This window comes from Litoribacterium kuwaitense, assembly GCF_011058155.1.
Lineage (GTDB): Bacteria > Bacillota > Bacilli > Bacillales > DSM-28697 > Litoribacterium > Litoribacterium kuwaitense.
The window spans coordinates 48907-69629 of record NZ_JAALFC010000016.1; the positions used below are offsets into that span (position 1 = coordinate 48907).

Consider the following 20723-nt stretch of genomic DNA (forward strand, 5'->3'; position numbering starts at 1 on the left):
ACTCACCTCCAATACAAGTAAACCGTCTGGACGGTATAGTAAAAATACACGAAAAACGTCCGTTTTGTCAATCAAAAAATATTGTACGGAAAACAAAAGATATAAAAAACGTGTAAAAAGAACTAAACCTATGCTCGTTTATGACGATATAAGTGCTGAGGAGAGTGAGAAGTACTTCCTCGAATGGTGGAAAACCTCTCGTTTGAGAGTTCGCCATACATAGGCACAAGGATGTGCCTATAAAACTAAACACATGGAGAGTGAAAAGGCTATGATTATCAACCACAACCTACCAGCGTTGAACACTCATCGTCAATTGAGCTTTAACAACACACAAACGCAAAGCAACATGGAAAAGCTATCGTCTGGGTTACGTATTAACCGTGCTGGCGACGACGCAGCTGGTCTTGCGATTTCTGAAAAGATGCGCGGGCAAATCCGTGGTCTTGAGCAAGCGACTCGTAACGCCCAAGACGGCATCTCAATGATTCAAACTGCCGAAGGTGCAATGAACGAAACGCACAGCATCCTGCAAAGAATGCGTGAGCTAGCGGTTCAATCTTCCAACGACACGAACACAGATGCTGACCGTGGCGAGCTGCAAAAAGAATTTAATGAACTGATCGATGAGATTGATCGTATTGCAGGAGATACAGAGTTCAACACAAAGAAATTGCTTGATGGTTCTGCAGCAGATGTGAAATTCCACATCGGTGCAAATGCAACACAAAATATTTCTCTAACGATTAACAACATGGATACGACAGCGATGGGAACTGATGGCGGCGGTGGTGGCGTCGCATTAAATACGCTTAAAGTTGATCCGTCAACAGGTACAGGTGGTATTCTAACGCAAACTGATGCAGATGCGGCAATTACTACGGTGAATAATGCAATCGAAACCGTATCAGCTGAGCGTTCAAAGCTTGGTGCGTATCAAAACCGTCTTGAGCACACGATCAACAACCTCGGTACATCAGCTGAGAACTTGACTGCAGCTGAGTCTCGTATCCGTGACGTTGACATGGCGAAGGAAATGATGGAGTTCACGAAGAACAACATCCTTTCTCAAGCGTCGCAAGCAATGCTCGCGCAAGCGAACCAACAGCCACAAGGCGTTCTGCAATTACTTCGTTAATATGAGTTTGATTTAAAATACAGGCACAAGGACGTGCCTCAAAAACAAACACATGGAGAGTGAACAAACATGATTATTAACCATAACCTACCAGCGTTGAACACTCATCGCCAATTGACTTTCAACAACACGCAAACACAAAGTAATATGGAAAAACTATCGTCTGGTCTCCGCATTAACCGTGCTGGCGACGATGCTGCAGGTCTAGCGATCTCTGAGAAAATGCGCGGACAAATCCGTGGTCTTGAGCAAGCGACTCGTAACGCCCAAGACGGTATTTCTTTGATCCAAACAGCGGAAGGTGCTTTAAACGAAACGCACAGCATCCTGCAAAGAATGCGTGAGCTAGCGGTTCAGTCTTCCAACGACACGAACACAGATGCTGACCGTGCAGAGCTTCAAAAAGAAGTAGACGAGTTGGCACAAGAGATTACACGAATCTCGAACAATACAGAGTTTAATACGCAAAATTTATTAGGTGGCCATTTTAGCGGTACGTTCCATATTGGTGCTAACGAAGGTCAGAGTATTACACTTGCAATTGGTGCTATGGACGCAAACTCTTTGGGTGTTGATGACGGCACTGGGACCCCTGCTGCTGATGCGACTACGCCTGCTACAGCGACGGCTGGGATTGATATCTCAACACAAGGTGCTGCCGACAGTGCTATTACTGTAATCAACAATGCCATTGAAACCGTATCAGCTGAACGTTCAAAGCTTGGTGCATACCAAAACCGTCTTGAGCACACGATCAACAACCTCGGTACATCTGCTGAGAACTTGACTGCAGCTGAGTCTCGTATCCGTGACGTTGACATGGCGAAGGAAATGATGGAGTTCACGAAGAACAACATCCTTTCTCAAGCGTCTCAAGCGATGCTTGCGCAAGCGAACCAACAGCCACAAGGCGTTCTTCAGCTTCTTCGATAAGTTTGAATTAAATTAAAGCACATGGACGTGCTAATAAACACATGGAGCGTGTATAAAAATGATTATTAACCATAACCTACCAGCATTGAACACTCATCGCCAATTGTCTTTCAACAATACACAAACACAAAGCAACATGGAAAAGCTATCGTCTGGTCTGCGCATTAACCGTGCTGGCGACGACGCTGCAGGTCTAGCGATCTCTGAGAAAATGCGCGGGCAAATCCGTGGTCTTGAGCAAGCGACTCGTAACGCTCAAGATGGTATTTCTTTGATTCAAACAGCGGAAGGTGCTTTAAATGAAACGCACAGTATCCTGCAAAGAATGCGTGAGCTAGCGGTTCAATCTTCCAACGACACGAACACAGATGCTGACCGTGGCGAGCTGCAAAAAGAGTTAAACGAACTCGTTGATGAAATTGATCGTATTTCTGGCGATACAGAGTTTAACACGAAAAAATTGTTAAATGGTGATGCGGACAGTGCTAATGGTGGTACGGCGATCGTTTTCCACATTGGTGCGAACGCGACGCAAAACATTAGCTTAGATATTGCTTCTATGGATGCAGCAGGATTGGGAGTAGATGGTCTTAAAGGTGCTGGAATTAGTACACAGGTAGATGCAGATACAGCGATCACTACAATCAACAATGCCATTGAAACCGTATCAGCTGAACGTTCAAAGCTTGGTGCATACCAAAACCGTCTTGAGCACACGATCAACAACCTCGGTACATCTGCTGAGAACTTGACTGCGGCGGAGTCTCGTATCCGTGACGTTGACATGGCGAAAGAAATGATGGAGTTCACGAAGAACAACATCCTTTCTCAAGCGTCTCAAGCGATGCTCGCACAAGCGAACCAACAGCCACAAGGCGTTCTTCAGTTGCTTCGTTAATTTGGTTCATTTTATCCCTGCGTAGAGGGCTTCGGCTCTCTGCGTTTTTTGTGTTGGTGTCCTTTTTCTCCATAGCAAAAACCGCAATGTGTCGTTGCGGTTTCTTCTCGTTCCTTATTGAATCATTGAATCTTCCGTTGTTTCACAAGCGCGATGGCAACCGGTATCATCGTTCCCCCTATAAAAAGCAGGAAAAACCATGGGCCTATGCCTTGCATAGACCAGCCGAGTGCGATGGCGATCGATTCGTATTGCGTGATTGCAAAAAGAAATAAACAAATGTTTTTCACTTGATTGCACAGCTTACGACTCAGTCGATAAAAGGCTTCGGCGTTGTCTTCATTGAGTCGACTTGGGTAATTGTGGGTCTCAGGATATTTTTCAAAGATTTGCATCATTACCGCAAGCAGCAAGCTGATGGCAGGTAAGATCAACAGCTCGTATTTTGCGCCCCAGCGATCAACCTCACCGGCAAAATTGTAGTGCGCGGGTACTTGATCGGGGAGATCGTTCCAGACGAAGATGAGTAAAGCGATCGATGCGCTCCACACACCGTATCCGATGATATCCGATATCCGTTCACTTGTCGTTTTCGGAATATGAAGCTTTGGGCGTTTCCATGAACCGTTCATGTTGTCATCACCCTTTATGAAAATTATTCATTATCAAAAATATACAGTACTTCAATCACGCAGGCAATGCGCTTTTGCCGATTGGCTTTTTTTACAAAGACGGCAAATACGCTCGACAAGTACATTTGCCTTAGCTATAATCAAAGGTATAAACATCGGATGTTTGGAGGGATTCCCTTGGAATGGCAGCGTACGAATCGGGTGTCGCTCGTCGAACAAGCGGCACTGCAAATGGAACAGCGGATCGAAAAAGGTGATTGGCAAGTAGGTGACAAAATTCCGTCTGAGCCGGAATTAGCGGAAGCGCTAGGCGTCAGCCGCAACACATTAAGAGAAGCCGTACGGGCACTCGTTCATGCCGGCTTGCTAGAAGCCAAACCGGGGGACGGTACATACGTCATGCAGGCGAGCGTGCTCGGTGCCGCGCTCGCCAAACGGTTTCAAACGTTGCCGAATGAGGAGATTTTGACGACCCGTCATATGATTGAAAGAGAAAGCGCGAGACTCGCCGCGCTGCATCATACAGCAGAAGACCTCGCAAAGCTCTATCAATTGCTCGCGCAACGCGACCAAGCGGCGTCTTTTGACGCGTTTGTCGAAGCGGATTTAGCCTTTCATCAAGGTGTCGTTCGCGCCTCGCACCAAACGTTATTTATCGAGCTGTATGACTATATTGCCGAACATACATTAACGACAATCGCCTCTACAAGCCGCGCAGACAGAGAACCTGCGTCTACAAACGAACTCCACAAACAGCTTGTCCAAGCGATTGAAGCGAGTGACAGTGAGCGAACCGCGGCGATCGTTGACGCATACATCAAGCATTTTCACGAACACACACACGACGAAAGGTGACCTAAGGATGCAGCCAAATACGCTTGAACACATTGAAAAGAAACGAATCCAGACGTCGACCGTATGGTTACTTATGATCGGGATGATCGTCATGTCAGCAAACTTACGCGCACCGATCACGTCGGTCGGACCGGTGCTCGGCATCATTCAAGAGAAGCTGTCACTTCCAGCGAGTCTTGCCGGCTTCATCACCTCGATCCCGTTAATGGCATTTGCCATCTGTTCTCCTTTTGCGCCTAAATGGTCAAAACGGTTCGGTATGGAGCGTGTCTTAATCGTTGCCTTAGCTGCGATCGTCACTGGCTTACTGTTACGGCTCGTTGGTGGGCTGTCGTTTTTATTTCTCGGCACAGCGCTCGTCGGCGTTGGGATCGCTTGCGGCAATGTGTTGCTGCCGGCATTAATGAAACGTGATTTTGCGACGAGGATCGGGATCATGACCGGGCTTTACGCCGTCGTCATGAACGTTTTTGGCGCGCTCGGCTCCGGCATATCCGTCCCGCTCGCACAAGCGACCAGCTGGCAAGGTGCGCTCGGCTTTTGGGCGATTCCAGCGCTCATTGCTTTTATCATTTGGCTGCCCCAATGGCGGCGCGCTTCCAGGCAGCAAGTCAAACCCGTCAAACAAACTTTTCGGCAGTCGACGGCGCTACTCAGGTCACCGCTCGCGTGGCAAGTGACCTTTTTCATGGGCATGCAATCGTTCTTATTTTACGTACTCATCACATGGCTTCCGGATTTGCTCATCGATAAAGGATTGACCGCCGCACAAGCCGGCGTGCTCTTGTCATTACAGCAAATCGTGCTCATCCCATTTACGTTTGCCATTCCGATCATTGCGTCTCGTTTCCAAAAGCAAAGTGTGCTCTTATCTGGCAGTGCCTTACTGTTTCTCTTTGGGATTGCTCTCTTATGGTGGGGGCAAGGGATGGCCGTGCTCGTCGTCGCCATCGCCTGTCTCGGCATTGCTGGCGGCTGTGCGTTCAGCTTGTCCATGATGCTGTTTAGCTTACGAACGAAAGATGCAGAAGAAGCCTCGGAACTGTCTGGAATGGCGCAATCGGTCGGGTATTTGTTGGCAGCTGCCGGCCCAGCGCTGGCAGGTGCGTTATATCAAGCTTCTGGAAACTGGAATGGTCCGTTGCTGTTACTCATGCTTGTAGCGCTTATTTTATGTGTTGCAGGATGGCTGGCGGGAAGGAATCGATTTGTGCAAATGTCATCATGAACTGTTTTAAAAATACCCTCCATGTGGAAATAGAACGGTAATCACAAACAAATGGAGGGAGAACAATGAAGCTGCAAAACAAAGTCGCGCTCATCACGGGTGCCGGATCAGGAATGGGACAAGCGCAAGCCTTGCTTTTTGCAAAAGAAGGCGCGAAGGTCGTCGCTGTCGACGTCAATTTACAAAGCGTTGAAGAAACAGTTCGTCAAATAGAGGCGGATGGTGGAGAAGCGCTTGCTCTCAAGGGAGACATTTCGAAAAAGGAAAGTGTGCAGGCGCTCGTCAAGCTTGCCCTCAAAGAGTATGACCGAATTGACATCTTAAGCAATACGGCTGGCGTGCTTGACGATTATGCACCAACACTTGAAACAGACGAAGCATTATGGGATAAAATCATCGGAATTAACTTAAAAGGCGCTTATCTGATGACAAACGAAGTGTTGCCACAAATGCTTGATCGCGGCAAGGGAACCATTATGAATGTCGCCTCCATTGCCGCCATGGTCGCCGGAGGCGGTGGCGCGGCCTATACCGCTTCTAAACATGGACTCGTCGGGTATACGAAACAGCTATCCTTTGATTACGGGAAAAAGGGCATTAAAGCGAACGCGATTTGTCCCGGTGCCGTCTCGACCGGTATGACGGAAGAGATTTTACGAGACGAAGATGCACCCGTCATGGAATCTATTAAAGGCGTTCCAGCCGGACGTTACGCCCAGCCGGAAGAAATTGCGAACTTGGCCTTATTTCTAGCGAGTGATGAATCGGACTTTATTCACGGGGCGGTCATGCCGATTGACGGCGGGTGGACCGTCCAATAAAAAAGCACCATACTTAAAAATAAAGCCTCTGAGATAAGAATATCTTGGAGTCTTTCGTCTGGAGTCTACCTCTCAAAAACTTGAGGTGGCTTGCCTTCGCGAGCGTTTTTGAAACAAGCTAAGAAGCTGCGATCGGGCGCAAAAAAAGTGCAGACAAAATCAAAAGCTGGTTTTGTCTACACTTTGAAGCCTTTAAGTTCAATTAATTGTACGGTACGTGGTTCTTTGAAACGATCTTACCGTTTACGCATACATAGGTCATTTAGCATTCTTGTCGTTTGGTGACACTTGCTCAGGTTCTGTCTGATGCATGGACGTATCTAAGTTTTCCAACGGCATGTTTCCATAAGGCTCACTGCTGCGGGCAGCCCATGTAAACAGCCAAATTAACGATAGGACGACGACGAGCAACGGTGCGATAAAAATGAAGAAATAGTTCATGCAGTCACCCTCCTTTATTTTTTGCCTTGGACATAGTCTTTATCAAACAAGAAGAGTCGCAGTAATAGATATACAGATGGTAAGAGGACAAGTAAGCCGGCAATAAATGCCCACACGAGCGCCTGTGCCATCACACTATTGACGACTGCATCCGATACGGTTAAATACGGATAGAGTAAGTACGGCATGTGTGAAGCACCGTACCCATAAAAAGCAAAACCGAATTGAAAAATCACGAGAACAAAAGACCAGTCCATATACTTCTTTTTCCAAATGAGATAGACTGCCCCGATAAAGCAAAGCAGTGACAAAATAAACATCCAGGAAAGGTCTAACGTGTTGGCAAAGTGTTCAAGGTTATGCACTTTGAGTGCCCAGAATACGAGAAAACTTGCTAAAATCGTAGGTCCGCTCCAAAACAATGCGTATTTTCGTAAGAGCGTAAAAGCATTGTCATCATTGGCCTTGGCAGCATACACCGTTAGAAAACAGGCTGATATAAACAGTACGCTGACGATCGCTAAAAAGACGACAGCCCAAGAATAAGTGCTGGTAAACAATGCGCCGTAGTCCAGCCAGACGTCTCCATTGTCCGCTTGAATAAATCCGCCTTCAGACAGTGTCAGTACGACTGAGAGCGAAGCAGGAATCAGCAGGCCTGTCGCTCCATATAAAAACTGATACCAAAGGCTACCTTTATCGCCGTAATGGTGAAAGGCGTAATACGATCCACGTATAGCTAAGAGTATAATTGAAATACTTCCTGGAATCAGTAACGCCGTCCCATAGTAATACGCAGTTGTCGGGAAAAATCCGACGATGCCGACAAAGAAGAAAACGAGAAAGACATTCGTGACTTCCCAAACGGGCGAAAGATAACGCTGAATAATAGAGTTAATGTGATCTTTACGTCCAGTTGCGGCCGAATAAAAATTGAAAAAGCCAGCTCCGAAATCGATCGAAGCGACGATAACATAGCCAAACAAAAAGGTCCATAGTACGATAATGCCGATTAATTCATAGTCCACAAGTGCACCCTCCTAGAGGAGACCTCGGTCTGCCAATTCTTTTTCGACCGGATTTTTTTTGAACATACGTGTTAACACGAGCGTTGAAGAGATCGCAAGAACGACATAGAGCCCAGCAAACAAATAAAGCATCGTATCAACGTGTCCAGAAGTTGTTGCCCCTTCGGACGTCAGCATGTAGTCTACTAAAATCCACGGTTGCCTTCCAAATTCCGCAAACATCCAGCCGACTTCAATGGCAATAAATGCTAAAGGCGCGCCTAAGAAAATGCTGCGAAGAAGCCATTTATTGTGTTCATTGCCTTTGCGCCAGCGCCGGAGAACGACATAAGCAATAGATACCAAAGCTAAGAACATCCCGATAAAGACCATCGAATCAAATAAATAATGGACAAAAAGCGGCGGATGTAACTCTTCTGGGAACTCTTCCAAACCGATAACCTCGGCGCCAGGTGTTCCTTCGGCAAGAATACTTAACGCGTAAGGAATTTCTAGCGCATAATGAACGTTATTATTTTCATCGAGATATCCCCCGAGAATTAACGGCGCTTCCTCCATCGTTTCAAAATGCCATTCCGCAGCAGCAAGCTTTTCTGGTTGATACTCAGCTAAAAATTTCCCGGAAAAGTCACCGATAAGTGCGGTGGCGATCGCGAATACAGCAGCAGCAGTCATTGTGAGCCGCAATGCTTTTTTATGGTATGCATTGTTACGACCTCGCAACAAATGAAACGCTGCAATCGCCCCTAGTAAGAAGGCAGCGGTGAGATAGGCAGAAGAAAGGACGTGAGCTGTCTTCGTAAATGTGCCTGGGTTAAACATGGCAGCGATCGGATCGACATTCGTAATTACACCATCTTCCATTTCAAACCCTTGCGGTGTATTCATAAATGAGTTCACGGTCGTAATGAAAAACGCTGAGGCAGATGCCCCGATCGCAACCGGAATAAGTAACAGCATGTGCACGATTTTGTTTTTGAAGCGATCCCACGTATACAAGTAAATGCCGAGGAAAATCGCCTCAATGAAAAACGCGAATGTCTCCATAAATAAAGGCAATCCGATCGCATGACCTGCAACGCGCATAAAGTTAGGCCAAAGTAAACTTAATTGGAGTCCAATGGCGGTACCGGTCACGACACCGACAGTTACAGTAATAACAAAGCCTCGTGCCCAACGCCGGGCTAAAAGATGATAGTGCGCATCATTTTTCTTGATTCCCATCCATTCAGCTAAAGCGATCATAATCGGCACACCGACCCCGATGGTCGCAAAAATAATGTGAAACGAAAGCGTTAATCCAGTGAGAAAACGACTATAAAATACCGGATCGTAAGACAAAACCTTCCCCTCCTTCTATGCTGCAAACATAAACTGAACAAAAAATTACACCATCATCCGGATAATAAATGAGATAAGCATAATCGCTGCCACAATAAAGCAGGAGGTTATTAAAATGCGTTCCTGCTTTTGATATCGTTTCACAGAATGTCCTCCTTCATATATTCATAGATAAATGTGAAAAAAGTTCATAATCCTTTTTTTATTGTAAGCGAAGACGATCAAGATGTGAATGGGGTTTCCTTGCGATTCCATGACAAAGTGTTGACAGTTCAATCATACGTCACACATTTGCCTAGTAAAACCCTTAGTGGGCTAAGAACTGTGAAAGTTATGTAAATTTCTTAAAGGTTCATCTAGTCTGTCTGCTTTGAAAGACGTACACTAAAACAAGAAGAGGAAAGGGGGCATACATATGTGCATGGACGATAAAAAAAGATCCTTTTCGTACCGACAAATCTTTGTCATCGGAACGGGTTTCCTCGCCATGATGCTCGTTTGGACGTTTTATAACGCGTTTATGCCGTTAGTACTGAGTGAATATATCGACAGCAGTGCCTTACGTGGCATCATTATGGGTTTGGATAATTTACTGGCTGTCCTTCTTATTCCATGGATCGGTGCGTGGTCTGACCGCATTTCGACCCCTTTTGGACAACGTTTACCATTTATTATCGTCGGGATGCCACTCGCAGCTTTGTTGTTCGTTTTGCTGCCGCTTGTCGCTAACATATCCTTAGGTTGGCTTCTGATCATCGACATCGCTTTTTTAATCGCCATGACGTTGTATCGTGCGCCAGTGATTGCGCTCATGCCGGACGTCACACCGCAAAACAAACGGTCATCAGCCAATGGAATCATTAATCTACTTGGCGGTATCGGTGCGATGATCGCGCTGTTTGGACTTTCAGCCGTCTACGATGTCAGCCGCACGTTCGCATTTGGCATCGGGTCAATTGTATTGATCACCGTCTTTCTGCTGCTGTTTTGGCGCATAGATCGTCAGCCGCCATATGCCGAAAAAGCAAGTGAAGCGAGCGAAGAAAGTCAATCCTTACGTGTACTTACAAAGGCGCTCAAAGCACTGATAAATGTTGATTTTCGCGGACCATTATTGATTTTAAGCGGTATCTTTTTCTATTTCATCGGTTATTCAGGCATAGAAGCCCAATTTACGACGTTTGCAGTCGGGTATTTGCAGTTAAGCAGTGGTGAAGCGGGAACGACACTCGGCATCTTTAGCTTGTCCTTTGTTCTCTTTGCCGTTCCCGCTGGTTTTCTCGGCAACCGCTTTGGGAAGAGCCGGATGATGCAGCTAGGTCTTGCGATTTTGATTGTTTTATTTTCCGTTGTACCATTTTTGCCAAACGTTCTTTCAATACAAATACTATTATTTTTCGCCGGCTTTGGCTGGGCACTCGTCAATGTCCAGGCGTACGCTTTCGTTGCCGACCTTGGTGGAAAAGCACAGATCGGCTACATGACCGGACTCTATTATTTCTTCTCCATGGCTTCGTCCCTCATCGCCCCAGGACTCGCCGGACTGTTTATGGATCTGTTTACATTACCTTCATTGTTTTTCGTAGCTTCCATCAGCTTTGGTCTAGGTTTTGTCTTTTTAAATGCAGGGGCAAAAAAGACGACTAAAAGTGGTACACAGGTTGAGGCATAGTCAGTTTTCGTAAAATCATCAAAGGCGATGCTTTAAAAGCAGATTCATTCTTTGTATACTATTAGGAGCTAAGTGTCTTATTCTAAAAAAGTGTGAAGGTTTGGTGCGAACCCTAAGCGAACATGAAAACACTGGGGGGTTCGCACCAAAAATGTAGCAGAATTTAAGTAGATATGGAGAAAAACGTGTTTGGAAAAGGGGGATTATTCCTTTTTAAAAAAATTTTTGCTAAATATGTAAGTTCATTTACCATATTTTAGTCAAAAATCGCTGTCGCACCTCGCGTAGGTGCGTGGATTGAAATCACTCCTCTTTGTAGCAGGAACTAGCCCTGATGTGGTCGCACCTCGCGTAGGTGCGTGGATTGAAATGGCTAGTAATGGTGGTGAATAGATTGAATGTATGTCGCACCTCGCGTAGGTGCGTGGATTAAAGTCACCGCCCGAATCTTTGTCGCACTTCGCTTCGGTCGATTGTTCTAAATCTAGAACCGCAACCTATGGATTTTAAAACGATCATCTGCAATACTTACATAGATGCGCAGAATGCGTGTGAAACAATATTATTGCGAAAAAGGAGTGATACCATGGGCCAGGCAGACGTACAGTATCAGCAATTGCTTCAGGACATCATTGAACATGGCACGTGGGATTACGGTCAGCCGGTGCGTGCGCGCTGGGAAAGTGACGGCGATCCGGCATATACGAAAAGTGTGATTGGCCGGCAAATGCGGTTTGATAATTCGGAGTTGCCGATTTTAACGTCGAAAAGTGTTGCTTTTAAGACGGCGGTGAAAGAGTTGCTTTGGATTTGGCAGAAAAAATCAAATCGTGTGCAGGACTTGCGCGATATGAATGTGTCGATTTGGGATCAGTGGGAGTTCGCAGAAGGTCCATGGAAAGGGACGATTGGGCCCGCTTATGGCTATCAGCTCGCGAAGAAAAATCGTCGTTTACAAGGAGCAATGGTTGATCAAGTCGATTATTTACTGTATTCGTTAAAGCACAATCCAGCATCACGTCGCCATTTGACGACGCTCTGGAATCCGGACGACCTCGATGATATGGCATTGACACCTTGTGTATATGAAACGCAGTGGCACGTGAAGGACGAAAAGCTTCATTTGGAAGTGCGGTGCCGCTCGAATGATATGGGGCTGGGCAATCCGTTTAATATTGTACAGTACAATGTATTGCAGCGGATGATCGCCCAAGTGACGGGGTATGCGCTCGGCGAGTTTGTATATCATATTGGGGACTGTCATATTTATGACCGGCATATTGAGCCATTACAGGCGCAATTGGAGCGGGAGACGTATGAGGCGCCAGAATTACAGATGAATCCGGACGTGCGTGATTTTTATGACTTTACGCCAGACGATTTTCAACTTGTGAATTACAAGCGAGGACCAAAAGTGTCTCTTGAGATCGCGGTGTGACGAAGCAGCAAAAGCATAAGATGAACGAAAGGACATGGCGGTGGGCCGCGTCCTTTTTAGTTTGCTCATTTCGTTCCTGATCAAGTGAGGTCAAAATTAAGTGAAATTATTATTCGATCTGTGAATATACATAATGAAAAAATCAGACGAATACCATTGACAATTGATTCCAGTCATACTACTCTATTAATTAACAAAACATTATAATGATTCTGTTAAAAACACATTGTTATTTGAAAGCCTTAAATTTATTTAGTTAAAAAGGAGGCGTTGACATGCAACGAAGGGTATTTTTCCAGATTTCTGCGATCATGATCGTCCTTTTCTTTCTCGCAGGCTGTCGCTCTGAAAGTGCTGGAGAGGAAGGGGGCAATGGGGATCAAGTCGAGATTACTTGGCTCGTCAGGAGTAACCCTGCTCTTGTTGAGTGGTACGACCGTGTCGTTGATGAGTTTCAAAAAGAGCATCCTTCAATTCAAGTGGAGCTACAAATTATTCCGCAAACGGAGATTGACCAAAAGCTCATGACGATGATTGCAGGGGGAAACGTACCGGATGTATGGAGTCCGAATTGGGCTGATTCAGGGTTTAGTGCGTACCATGCCTTAGGTGCATTGATGGATTTAAGCCCGTTTTTAGAACAGGATCCAGACGTGGTTGACGGCATCGATGAGTCGCTTGTGGAGATTTACGCTACGGATGAAGGTGTATTCGGTGTTCCGTTCCTTCAAATGGGATCCTTTGTCTACTATAATAAAGCGCTGTTTGAAGAGGCGGGTTTGCCCGACTTGCCAACAGATTGGGACGACAAATCGTGGGATTGGGACAAGATGGTGGAGTACGGCAAGGCCATTACAGATGCAGACGGCAATCCAACGCAGCGAGTCTATGGTGTCATGAATGACAACTATGCAAGTAAAGATGCGTGGATGTTTGGCGGTGACTTCTTTAAAGACGCCGATTATGAAAGAGGAGAGATGACAACACCTGTTATTACTGAGGATCCGCGAAACTATGAAGCGATTCAGAGCAAGTATGATTTAATCCACAAGCATGGTGTGCATCCTCCACAGAACGAATTAAGTGCGCTTTCGCAATTAAGTGATCCCTTTTTAAGTGGTCGTATCGGTATGGTGTTAAAAGGAGGCTGGGGAACGCGGCAGTACGCAGGTACGGACATGGATTGGGGGATCGCGCCATATCCATATACGAACGAGGGACGAGAAGTGCCTCTCTATGTCGATCCATGGTCCATTAGTGCCGAAACTGAGCATCCGGAAGAGTCATGGGAGTTCGTTAAATTCCTAATGAACCCTGAAAAAGGGGCAAAATGGATCGTCGAAATGGCTCTTGAGACACCTGCACATGGTGAATTAAAGGAACTGTGGTATGAGTTGATCGCAGAACGAACAGGCTTGTCAGTGGATGCATTGCGTGAAGTTGATCAAGGAGCGCTACGCTTTGGCAGACCATCCGACAACCACTTGATCAAAGATTTTTCGCCAATTTTACGGCATATGAACATGACGATTAATGCAGTTTACGATGGACAAAAATCCGTTGAAGATGGGCTCGCTGAACTTCAGGAGAATTTAAAGACACTCAATTATTAGAAGGAGGTCGTAGCGATGTCACAAAAGCTGGAAGCTGCCGTGCCGAAGCAACACGTCAAACGAAAACGTAATCGCATGGAAAAGCGAGAAGAAAAATACTTTTGGGTGTTTATTTCTCCTTGGGTGATTGGGTTTGTCTTGTTTATCGGAGGTCCTATTTTAGCGTCACTTCTTCTTAGTTTCACTGATTATTCGGTGATGGAATTCCCGGAGTTTGTCGGTTTGGCTAATTTCATCAACCTGTTTCAAGATCCCCTGTTTTATAAATCGCTTGGGGTGACCTTTTACTATGCTGCCTTAGCCATTCCTTTTAGTGTGATTATCGGTTTAGCCTTGGCGATGTTACTGAATTTAAATGTACGCGGTCAAACGTTTTTCCGCACGTTCTTTTATGCACCTTCAATCATCTCTGGCGTTTCTATTGCTTTTTTATGGATGTGGATTCTAAATCCTCAATTTGGTGTCGTAAACTCCTTTCTTTATAACGTGTTTGGTATTGAAGGTCCTGGGTGGTTTACGGATACGAGCACAGTCATCCCATCGTTTGTCATCATGCAATTGACGTCCATCGGGGGGACGATGATTATCTTTTTAGCAAGCCTTCAGCAGCTGCCGAAGGAGTTGTATGAATCAGCAGCAATTGATGGTGCTGGGGCATGGCGTCGGTTTATTCAAATTACCGTCCCGCTCATCTCACCTGTTATTTTGTTCAATTCTATTATTGCTTTAATTAATTCATTTCAAATCTTTACGCAAGCCTATGTCGTGACAGGCGGTGGACCGGATTGGATGAGCTATTTCTACGTGTACTACTTGTTTGAAACAGCCTTCTCCCAATATCGGATTGGCTATGCGTCAGCACAAGCGTGGGTGCTGTTTGTCATTATTTTTAGTCTGACCTTGTTTTCACTATGGGTTTCTAAAAATGCTGTTCATTACGAATACGAAGAAAAAAAGTGAGGTGAGAAACGATGCAACGTTGGTTAACTAAACGAAATTTTTCACCGGGAGAGCTGTCTCCTGCGGGTAAGCTATTTACGTATGCCGCCTTGTTGGCTGGTTTGACCATTTTCGCATTTCCCATCTTATGGATGGTGACGACGTCTTTAAAATCACTTGAGGAGATTGTTTCAAATCCTTTGAAAGTATTTCCTGAGCAATTACAGTGGCAAAACTATATTGAAGTGTTCGACATCCATCCGTTAGGGACTTACCTTTGGAATACATCATGGTATACTGTCGTCACAGTGGGAATTACCGTGTTTTTCTCTGCGTGCATTGCCTTCGGGTTCGCTCGTATGCGAGCACGAGGGAAAACAGTGTTGTTTGCACTCGTATTAAGTACGATGATGCTACCACCGCAAGTGACGATGATTCCACAATATTTATTGTTTAATCAAATCGGTTGGGTGAATTCGTATTTACCACTGATCGTTCCTTCCCTTGCCGGAAGTGCGTTTCTCATCTTTCTTTTACGTCAGTTTTATATGGGCTTGTCAAAGGAATTAGACGAAGCGGTAACGATTGATGGCGGTGGATATTTTACTATTTTTTTCAAAATCGTTCTTCCATTATCAGCGCCAGCTATGGCGACTGCAGGCATCATGGAATTTATGTTTCGCTGGAATGACTTGATGGGACCGCTGATCTATTTAAACAGTACAGATTTGTATCCGCTTTCTCTCGGATTAGCAAATTTTAATGCGTCGTATGCCGCGACACCGTGGCAGTTACTCATGGCTGCTTCAATCATTGCGGTCGTTCCACCACTCACGTTGTTTTTCTTCGCCCAAAAATACTTTATTCAAGGCATCGTCATTTCAGGTACAAAAGGATAGGCTTTTGACGTCTCACATATATTGATAAGGTTACGAATACACTCTCATTGTCGAAGATGTGGCAATGAAAGTGTATTTTTGTGCGCTATTTTGTTCACAGACAGCTGTCGCGATTCATTAAAGAAGTGCTTGACGTTTCTTCTCTGAAAAGACACAATTTTAATAATAAAGGTACTTTTTTGTTGAATATCAGAAAAAAGTCAAAGCACCACCTATAATTTGTAAGCGCTATCTTTCTGATTTGTTATTTTCATTAACCTGTCCTATAGGTCAATATTTTTTTTAAGAAAGGGGGAAAGTGTGGGTGCCTGTCTGGAATGGGATTAAGTCTAAATTAGTTTACAAATACATTGTTTCTTACTTATTTGTCTTTATGATTCCTTTTGTCTTTATGAGTATTTTTATTTATACGAATTCTGTGTCAGGTTTACGTAAAGAGATTGAGCAGTCTAACTTAAATAAGCTGGAGCAAGTTGAAAATTTAACGAATGAGCGGATTCAAGAGTTGGAAAAACTCGCCTCAAGAATAGCTTATGATCCTCGTTTAACGCCATATATGATGACGCATGGCTATTATGGAGGAGAAGCACTAGATGAATTGAAAAAATATAAAGCGAATAGTTCAATGATTGATGAGCTGTTCGTGTATTTTTATAAAGATCAACAAACGATTTACTCGTCAAGTAGTTATTACACCTTTAAAACATTGACACAAAACGTATACCAATTTAAATCGTGGGAAGCTGAGAATATCGTTCAGCATTTGCACACGTCTACGCCATTGATTCTTCCTATTGAAGAAATCAGGACAGACGGTATTGAACAAAAAATACTGGCTTATATTGTGCCCATTGCGCCGAACAACCCAAATCCTTATGGTGCCGTAATGTACTTTATTAAAGAAAAATCTTTGACGCATTTAATGGAGAACCTCTTAGGAGATTTCAACGGAAATACGTATATTTTGGATGAACAATGGCAGCCGATTGTTTCAATAGCAAAAGATAGAAATATCGACTTAAATGAAATCGACATAAGGCTTTTAGAAAATAACGGTGTTGATACGATTCAAATCGATGGTAAAGAGTACTCATTGACGACTGTATCTTCCGATGTCAGCGGCTGGACGTTTTTGACGGTAATGGATGGAGAGCAATTTTTTGCGCGTGTCGTTCATCAGGAAACATTTATTTTAACATTGTTGATGACTGTACTTGTTGTTGGGGCAGCAGCAGCTATTTTATTTGGAAGAATACAATATCGTCCAATTCGCCGACTTCTTGAGTTTGCGGCGATGAAAAGCACGAAAACATCTTCCTGGAATGATGGCAAAAATGAGTTAGAAACCATTCGCCTCATCATGACGAACCTTATGACAGATCATAAAAATTTGGTAGAAACAGTGGATTTGCAAAAACCGTATGCGAAAGAACAATTTTTAGCAAAAATGCTGAAGGAGCACTTTGCCACAGATGACCAGATTGATGATGTGCTCGGTGCGTTAAACGTCGATATGAGTGATGGACCACATTTCGTTGTTGTCGTCGAGTTAATCAAAAAGTCGCTGGATGATATCGCGATGGATGACCGCGAGCAGGCATTGGAGGCGTTATCGAACCTCTCTTTACCACAGGCTGCCGTTCATGGTGTCAATTTACTATACCAAGATGCAATGGCATTCATCATAAGTTGTAAGCAGGCCGAGGATGTTAAAGCTTGGCGTCACAAAAGCGCTGAAGATATTCAAAAGTATGTTAGAAATCAGCTTACTTTTAATGAAATGGTGATTGCCGTCGGGACGAGTTACGAGCAGAAAAAGCAAATTAACCGTTCATTTATTGAAGCTTTGGCAGCGCTCGATTATAGATTTGCGGTGTCGCAAGGCAGTATTATTTATTTTGAGGAGATTGGTTATTCTTCAGAAAACGCTGGCTATCCAAAAGAGGATCAATTAAAGCTTGTTCAAAGCTTAAAACAGGGAGACAGTGTTGTCGCACTAGAGACATTTCATACGATGCTTGAGAATGTTGTACAAACAGACATTTCTATTCAATCGTTGAAGTACATATTTTATGACATTATCAATACTGTTATCAAGACAGCGATGGAATTACGTGTAACCGAGAATATGGACGAATTTAATGAGATTGGGGACTTTAATTCGGTTGAACAGTTAGGGAAGCGCTTAGGTGCCGTCATTATAAACGTCTGTGAATCTGTTGAACAACAGAAGGAAAATCGAAGCCAGCAGTTAAAAAAGGAGCTCCTTCAATATATTCAAGACCATTACAAAGACAATGATTTAAGCCTTGAAGCGGTCGCCAGACATTTTCAGCTGTCTGTGCCCTATTTAAGTAAGTTTTTTAAAGAGCAAACAGGCGAGACATTTACACAATATGTCGTCTCACTAAGAATAGCGCAAGTGAAAAAGCTATTAAGTGAGACGAATCAGCCCATTAAAGAGATTGTGACAGCGATTGGGTACCGAGATGTGGCGAATTTTACGCGGCGCTTTAAACAGATTGAGGGAGTGACACCGGGACAGTTCCGAAAGTTAAATCGATAAAAATGCCTTTCAAATGCACAATGATTACCACTATCCTATTGTGTGACAAGCACTCATCACCCGTTGCGTGTCGGCTCGCTCGTATGCCATAGTCGTTTCTTCACCAAGCGTTTTTGAGCCAGGCTGAGTAAGGGACACGTAAGCTGATTTCAAAGCGGCAAATTCATGCTGCTTTTTTTGTGGGTTCGTTGAAGCAACATGACAGTATACGTACGACAAGGCGGAGATTAAGACCAGCATAGTTGCTTAAAAATGCCATAGTCGATGGCGCTTAAAGGTTGATATAGAGCGGTGTGAGAGCTCGACTCGCCCTGCATGAATGAAAATACACATATTGAATACAAGATGTCAGGAAAATAAACTCAAGGATAAGTAAAGCGTTTTCATTGTGAAGGGGAGGAATCGAATTGATCTCGAATCCAAAAGCGAATCCAGTAAAGCTGGAATCGATTCGTAAAAAGTCTAGGTTGCGGCGAATGCGGCGTAATTGGCAGCTGTATGTCTTTGTTTTTCCGGCGTTTCTCTATTTTTTTATCTTTCATTATGTGCCTATGTATGGTGTGCAAATTGCGTTTAAAGATTTTATCCCTGCGCTCGGCATCTGGGGGAGTGAGTGGGTTGGTTTTGAGCATTTCACTCGTTTTTTTCAATCGTATTACTTTTGGGATTTGCTGAAAAACACATTAGGTATTAGTTTTTACGAACTGATAGTCGGTTTTCCGTTACCGATCATTTTAGCGCTCGCTTTAAATGAAGCGAAAGACGGCTTGTATAAAAGGACGGTTCAAACGGTTACTTACGCTCCGCACTTTATATCGGTCGTTGTCATTTCGGGAATGATCATTTCCTTTTTGTCACCAACGACAGGCATAATTAATCACGTCATTACATTTTTTGGCTTTGAAGCGATCCCTTTTATGACTGACCCTAAATGGTTTAAAACCGTTTATGTATTATCTGGTGTGTGGCAAAGCGCTGGCTGGGGAACGATCATTTACTTAGCTGCTTTATCTTCAGTAAGTCCTGAGCATCATGAAGCGGCGATTGTTGACGGTGCGACACGTTTGCAACGCATTTGGCATATTAATCTGCCCACTATTTTTCCAACAATGGCGATTTTATTGATCTTAAACGTTGGCAACATTATGGCCATGGGTTTTGAAAAAATTCTCTTGCTGCAAAATCCGCTAAACCTTGAGTCCTCTAATGTCATTGCCACCTTTGTTTACGAGGCAGGCTTATTGAATGCTCAATATAGCTTTGCAGCAGCGGTTGGCTTATTTAATTCCATCATTAATGCCATTTTGTTAATCGCTGTCAACTATATCGCTCGAAAAACGAGCGAAACGAGTCTTTGGTAAGGAGGGGAAAAGATGGAGATGCGGATGAACGAAACGAAGCAGGATAAGCTTTTTCTATTGTTTAATTACGTGTTTTTAACGGTAGCAATGCTCATCGTGTTGTATCCGTTAATGTATATCATCAGTGCGTCAATGAGTGATCCGTCCGCGGTCAATTCTGGGGACATGTGGTTGCTGCCAAAAGGTGTGACGTTTGAAGGCTATCAGCTCATTTTTGACAACGATGATATTTGGCTTGGTTATTTGAATACCATTTTTTACACCGTCCTTGGAACAGTGATTAATTTAGTCATTACAATTCCGTGCGCGTACGCACTTTCACGCAAGGATTTTGACGGACGCGGATTTTTTATGGCGATGTTTGTGCTTACGATGTTTTTTAACGGTGGATTAATTCCAACCTACTTAGTTGTTCGAGACTTAGGACTCATTGATACGATTTGGGCAATGGTGTTACCGAATGCAGCGCTTGTATGGAATATCATCGTGTCGCGTGTCTTTTTTCAAGTATCGATCCCGAAGGAACTAGAAGAATCATCAATTATTGATGGTTGTTCAGATTTCAAAATGTTCATGAAAATCATTTTACCTCTATCTGCACCTATTATTGCTGTGATGGCGTTGTTTTACGGCGTAGGTCATTGGAATGGCTATTTTAATGCACTGATTTATTTATCAGATAAAGAGATGTATCCGCTGCAATTGATTTTACGTGAAATCCTCGTTTTGCAAGAAATTTCTGCATCATCGACTGAATTGACAGGCGAAATGGCGGAGGCGATGCATAGTAAACAACAACTTGCCGCCGTCATTAAATACGGTGTAATGATTGTTTCCAGCTTGCCAATCATTATCGTTTACCCATTTTTACAGCGCTATTTCGTGAAGGGCGTCATGATCGGATCACTGAAAGGTTAAGC

At 44.2% G+C, this 20723-nt stretch carries 18 protein-coding genes; 14 read left to right on the forward strand and 4 right to left on the reverse strand.

The annotated features are described in order from the left end of the window. The first annotated feature begins 271 nt into the window (after positions 1-271). The 3 genes from hag (G4V62_RS10035) to hag (G4V62_RS10045) all read left to right on the forward strand — a co-directional run bounded on the left by hag (G4V62_RS10035) (position 272) and on the right by hag (G4V62_RS10045) (position 2969). Positions 272-1138 carry a flagellin Hag gene (gene hag, locus G4V62_RS10035; protein ID WP_165201775.1) on the forward strand — a complete coding sequence of 289 codons (867 nt, stop codon included), beginning with the start codon at positions 272-274 and terminating at the stop codon, positions 1136-1138. Between the two features lie 69 nt (positions 1139-1207). Further along, positions 1208-2071 carry a flagellin Hag gene (hag, locus tag G4V62_RS10040; RefSeq protein WP_165201787.1) on the forward strand — a complete coding sequence of 288 codons (864 nt, stop codon included), beginning with the start codon at positions 1208-1210 and terminating at the stop codon, positions 2069-2071. 58 nt (positions 2072-2129) lie between these two features. Next, positions 2130-2969 (forward strand): flagellin Hag, encoded by an 840-nt coding sequence (gene hag / locus G4V62_RS10045; protein WP_165201799.1) that lies wholly within the window; start codon positions 2130-2132, stop codon positions 2967-2969. Positions 2970-3091: 122 nt separating this feature from the next. On the opposite strand, the gene G4V62_RS10050 is transcribed toward hag (G4V62_RS10045), so the two are convergent. Continuing rightward, positions 3092-3601: a DUF1648 domain-containing protein gene (locus tag G4V62_RS10050; RefSeq protein ID WP_165201801.1), complete on the reverse strand. Its 510-nt coding sequence runs from the start codon at positions 3599-3601 to the stop codon at positions 3092-3094. A gap of 177 nt (positions 3602-3778) precedes the next feature. On the opposite strand from G4V62_RS10050, the gene G4V62_RS10055 reads away from it, so the two are divergent. The 3 genes from G4V62_RS10055 to G4V62_RS10065 all read left to right on the forward strand — a co-directional run bounded on the left by G4V62_RS10055 (position 3779) and on the right by G4V62_RS10065 (position 6505). Further along, positions 3779-4456 carry a FadR/GntR family transcriptional regulator gene (locus G4V62_RS10055; protein WP_165201803.1) on the forward strand — a complete coding sequence of 226 codons (678 nt, stop codon included), beginning with the start codon at positions 3779-3781 and terminating at the stop codon, positions 4454-4456. Between the two features lie 7 nt (positions 4457-4463). Beyond that, positions 4464-5684 carry a CynX/NimT family MFS transporter gene (locus G4V62_RS10060; RefSeq protein WP_165201805.1) on the forward strand — a complete coding sequence of 407 codons (1221 nt, stop codon included), beginning with the start codon at positions 4464-4466 and terminating at the stop codon, positions 5682-5684. Between the two features lie 65 nt (positions 5685-5749). Then, the gene (locus tag G4V62_RS10065; RefSeq protein WP_165201807.1) at positions 5750-6505 is read left to right on the forward strand and encodes a 3-oxoacyl-ACP reductase; all 756 of its coding nucleotides are present in this window, start codon (positions 5750-5752) and stop codon (positions 6503-6505) included. A 258-nt stretch (positions 6506-6763) separates the two neighbouring features. Here G4V62_RS10065 and cydS read toward each other — a convergent pair whose 3' ends face one another. Genes cydS through G4V62_RS10080 form a run of 3 tightly spaced genes read right to left on the reverse strand, consistent with a single transcriptional unit; the run spans position 6764 to position 9315 of the window. After that, positions 6764-6946, reverse strand: coding sequence for a cytochrome bd oxidase small subunit CydS family protein (cydS, locus tag G4V62_RS10070; RefSeq protein WP_165201678.1), 183 nt, complete (start codon positions 6944-6946; stop codon positions 6764-6766). Between the two features lie 14 nt (positions 6947-6960). Next, complete coding sequence (locus tag G4V62_RS10075) at positions 6961-7974, reverse strand: cytochrome d ubiquinol oxidase subunit II (protein ID WP_165201809.1); 1014 nt, start codon at positions 7972-7974, stop codon at positions 6961-6963. 12 nt (positions 7975-7986) lie between these two features. Further along, positions 7987-9315 (reverse strand): cytochrome ubiquinol oxidase subunit I, encoded by a 1329-nt coding sequence (locus G4V62_RS10080; RefSeq protein WP_165201811.1) that lies wholly within the window; start codon positions 9313-9315, stop codon positions 7987-7989. Between the two features lie 415 nt (positions 9316-9730). On the opposite strand from G4V62_RS10080, the gene G4V62_RS10085 reads away from it, so the two are divergent. The 8 genes from G4V62_RS10085 (at position 9731) to G4V62_RS10120 (ending at position 20721) form a co-directional block, all read left to right on the forward strand. After that, on the forward strand, positions 9731-10987 hold the full coding sequence (locus G4V62_RS10085; protein WP_246218371.1) for an MFS transporter: 1257 nt from the start codon (positions 9731-9733) through the stop codon (positions 10985-10987). 586 nt (positions 10988-11573) lie between these two features. Next, entirely contained in the window at positions 11574-12425 is an 852-nt protein-coding gene (thyA, locus tag G4V62_RS10090; RefSeq protein WP_165201813.1) for a thymidylate synthase, read from the forward strand. A gap of 275 nt (positions 12426-12700) precedes the next feature. After that, positions 12701-14038 (forward strand): ABC transporter substrate-binding protein, encoded by a 1338-nt coding sequence (locus tag G4V62_RS10095; protein WP_165201815.1) that lies wholly within the window; start codon positions 12701-12703, stop codon positions 14036-14038. Positions 14039-14053: 15 nt separating this feature from the next. After that, positions 14054-14998, forward strand: a complete 945-nt coding sequence (locus tag G4V62_RS10100; RefSeq protein WP_165201817.1) for a carbohydrate ABC transporter permease — start codon at positions 14054-14056, stop codon at positions 14996-14998. 11 nt (positions 14999-15009) lie between these two features. Continuing rightward, positions 15010-15876 (forward strand): carbohydrate ABC transporter permease, encoded by an 867-nt coding sequence (locus tag G4V62_RS10105; RefSeq protein WP_165201819.1) that lies wholly within the window; start codon positions 15010-15012, stop codon positions 15874-15876. Between the two features lie 304 nt (positions 15877-16180). Beyond that, the gene (locus tag G4V62_RS20590; protein WP_165201821.1) at positions 16181-18442 is read left to right on the forward strand and encodes a helix-turn-helix domain-containing protein; all 2262 of its coding nucleotides are present in this window, start codon (positions 16181-16183) and stop codon (positions 18440-18442) included. A 440-nt stretch (positions 18443-18882) separates the two neighbouring features. Further along, on the forward strand, positions 18883-19803 hold the full coding sequence (locus tag G4V62_RS10115) for an ABC transporter permease (protein WP_376768306.1): 921 nt from the start codon (positions 18883-18885) through the stop codon (positions 19801-19803). A gap of 12 nt (positions 19804-19815) precedes the next feature. Next, positions 19816-20721, forward strand: coding sequence for a carbohydrate ABC transporter permease (locus G4V62_RS10120; protein ID WP_165201823.1), 906 nt, complete (start codon positions 19816-19818; stop codon positions 20719-20721). The last annotated feature ends 2 nt before the right edge of the window (positions 20722-20723 follow it).

Excerpts from the sequence above, each read along its gene's own strand:
- G4V62_RS10100 (WP_165201817.1), top strand. The coding sequence starts at position 14,054 with ATGTCACAAAAGCTGGAAGCTGCCGTGCCGAAGCAACACGTCAAACGA.
- G4V62_RS10105 (WP_165201819.1), top strand. The coding sequence starts at position 15,010 with ATGCAACGTTGGTTAACTAAACGAAATTTTTCACCGGGAGAGCTGTCT.
- thyA (WP_165201813.1), top strand. The coding sequence starts at position 11,574 with ATGGGCCAGGCAGACGTACAGTATCAGCAATTGCTTCAGGACATCATT.
- G4V62_RS10060 (WP_165201805.1), top strand. The coding sequence starts at position 4,464 with ATGCAGCCAAATACGCTTGAACACATTGAAAAGAAACGAATCCAGACG.
- G4V62_RS10085 (WP_246218371.1), top strand. The coding sequence starts at position 9,731 with ATGTGCATGGACGATAAAAAAAGATCCTTTTCGTACCGACAAATCTTT.
- cydS (WP_165201678.1), bottom strand. The coding sequence starts at position 6,946 with ATGAACTATTTCTTCATTTTTATCGCACCGTTGCTCGTCGTCGTCCTA.
- hag (WP_165201775.1), top strand. The coding sequence starts at position 272 with ATGATTATCAACCACAACCTACCAGCGTTGAACACTCATCGTCAATTG.
- G4V62_RS10065 (WP_165201807.1), top strand. The coding sequence starts at position 5,750 with ATGAAGCTGCAAAACAAAGTCGCGCTCATCACGGGTGCCGGATCAGGA.
- hag (WP_165201799.1), top strand. The coding sequence starts at position 2,130 with ATGATTATTAACCATAACCTACCAGCATTGAACACTCATCGCCAATTG.
- G4V62_RS10120 (WP_165201823.1), top strand. The coding sequence starts at position 19,816 with ATGGAGATGCGGATGAACGAAACGAAGCAGGATAAGCTTTTTCTATTG.
- G4V62_RS10095 (WP_165201815.1), top strand. The coding sequence starts at position 12,701 with ATGCAACGAAGGGTATTTTTCCAGATTTCTGCGATCATGATCGTCCTT.
- G4V62_RS10050 (WP_165201801.1), bottom strand. The coding sequence starts at position 3,601 with ATGAACGGTTCATGGAAACGCCCAAAGCTTCATATTCCGAAAACGACA.
- hag (WP_165201787.1), top strand. The coding sequence starts at position 1,208 with ATGATTATTAACCATAACCTACCAGCGTTGAACACTCATCGCCAATTG.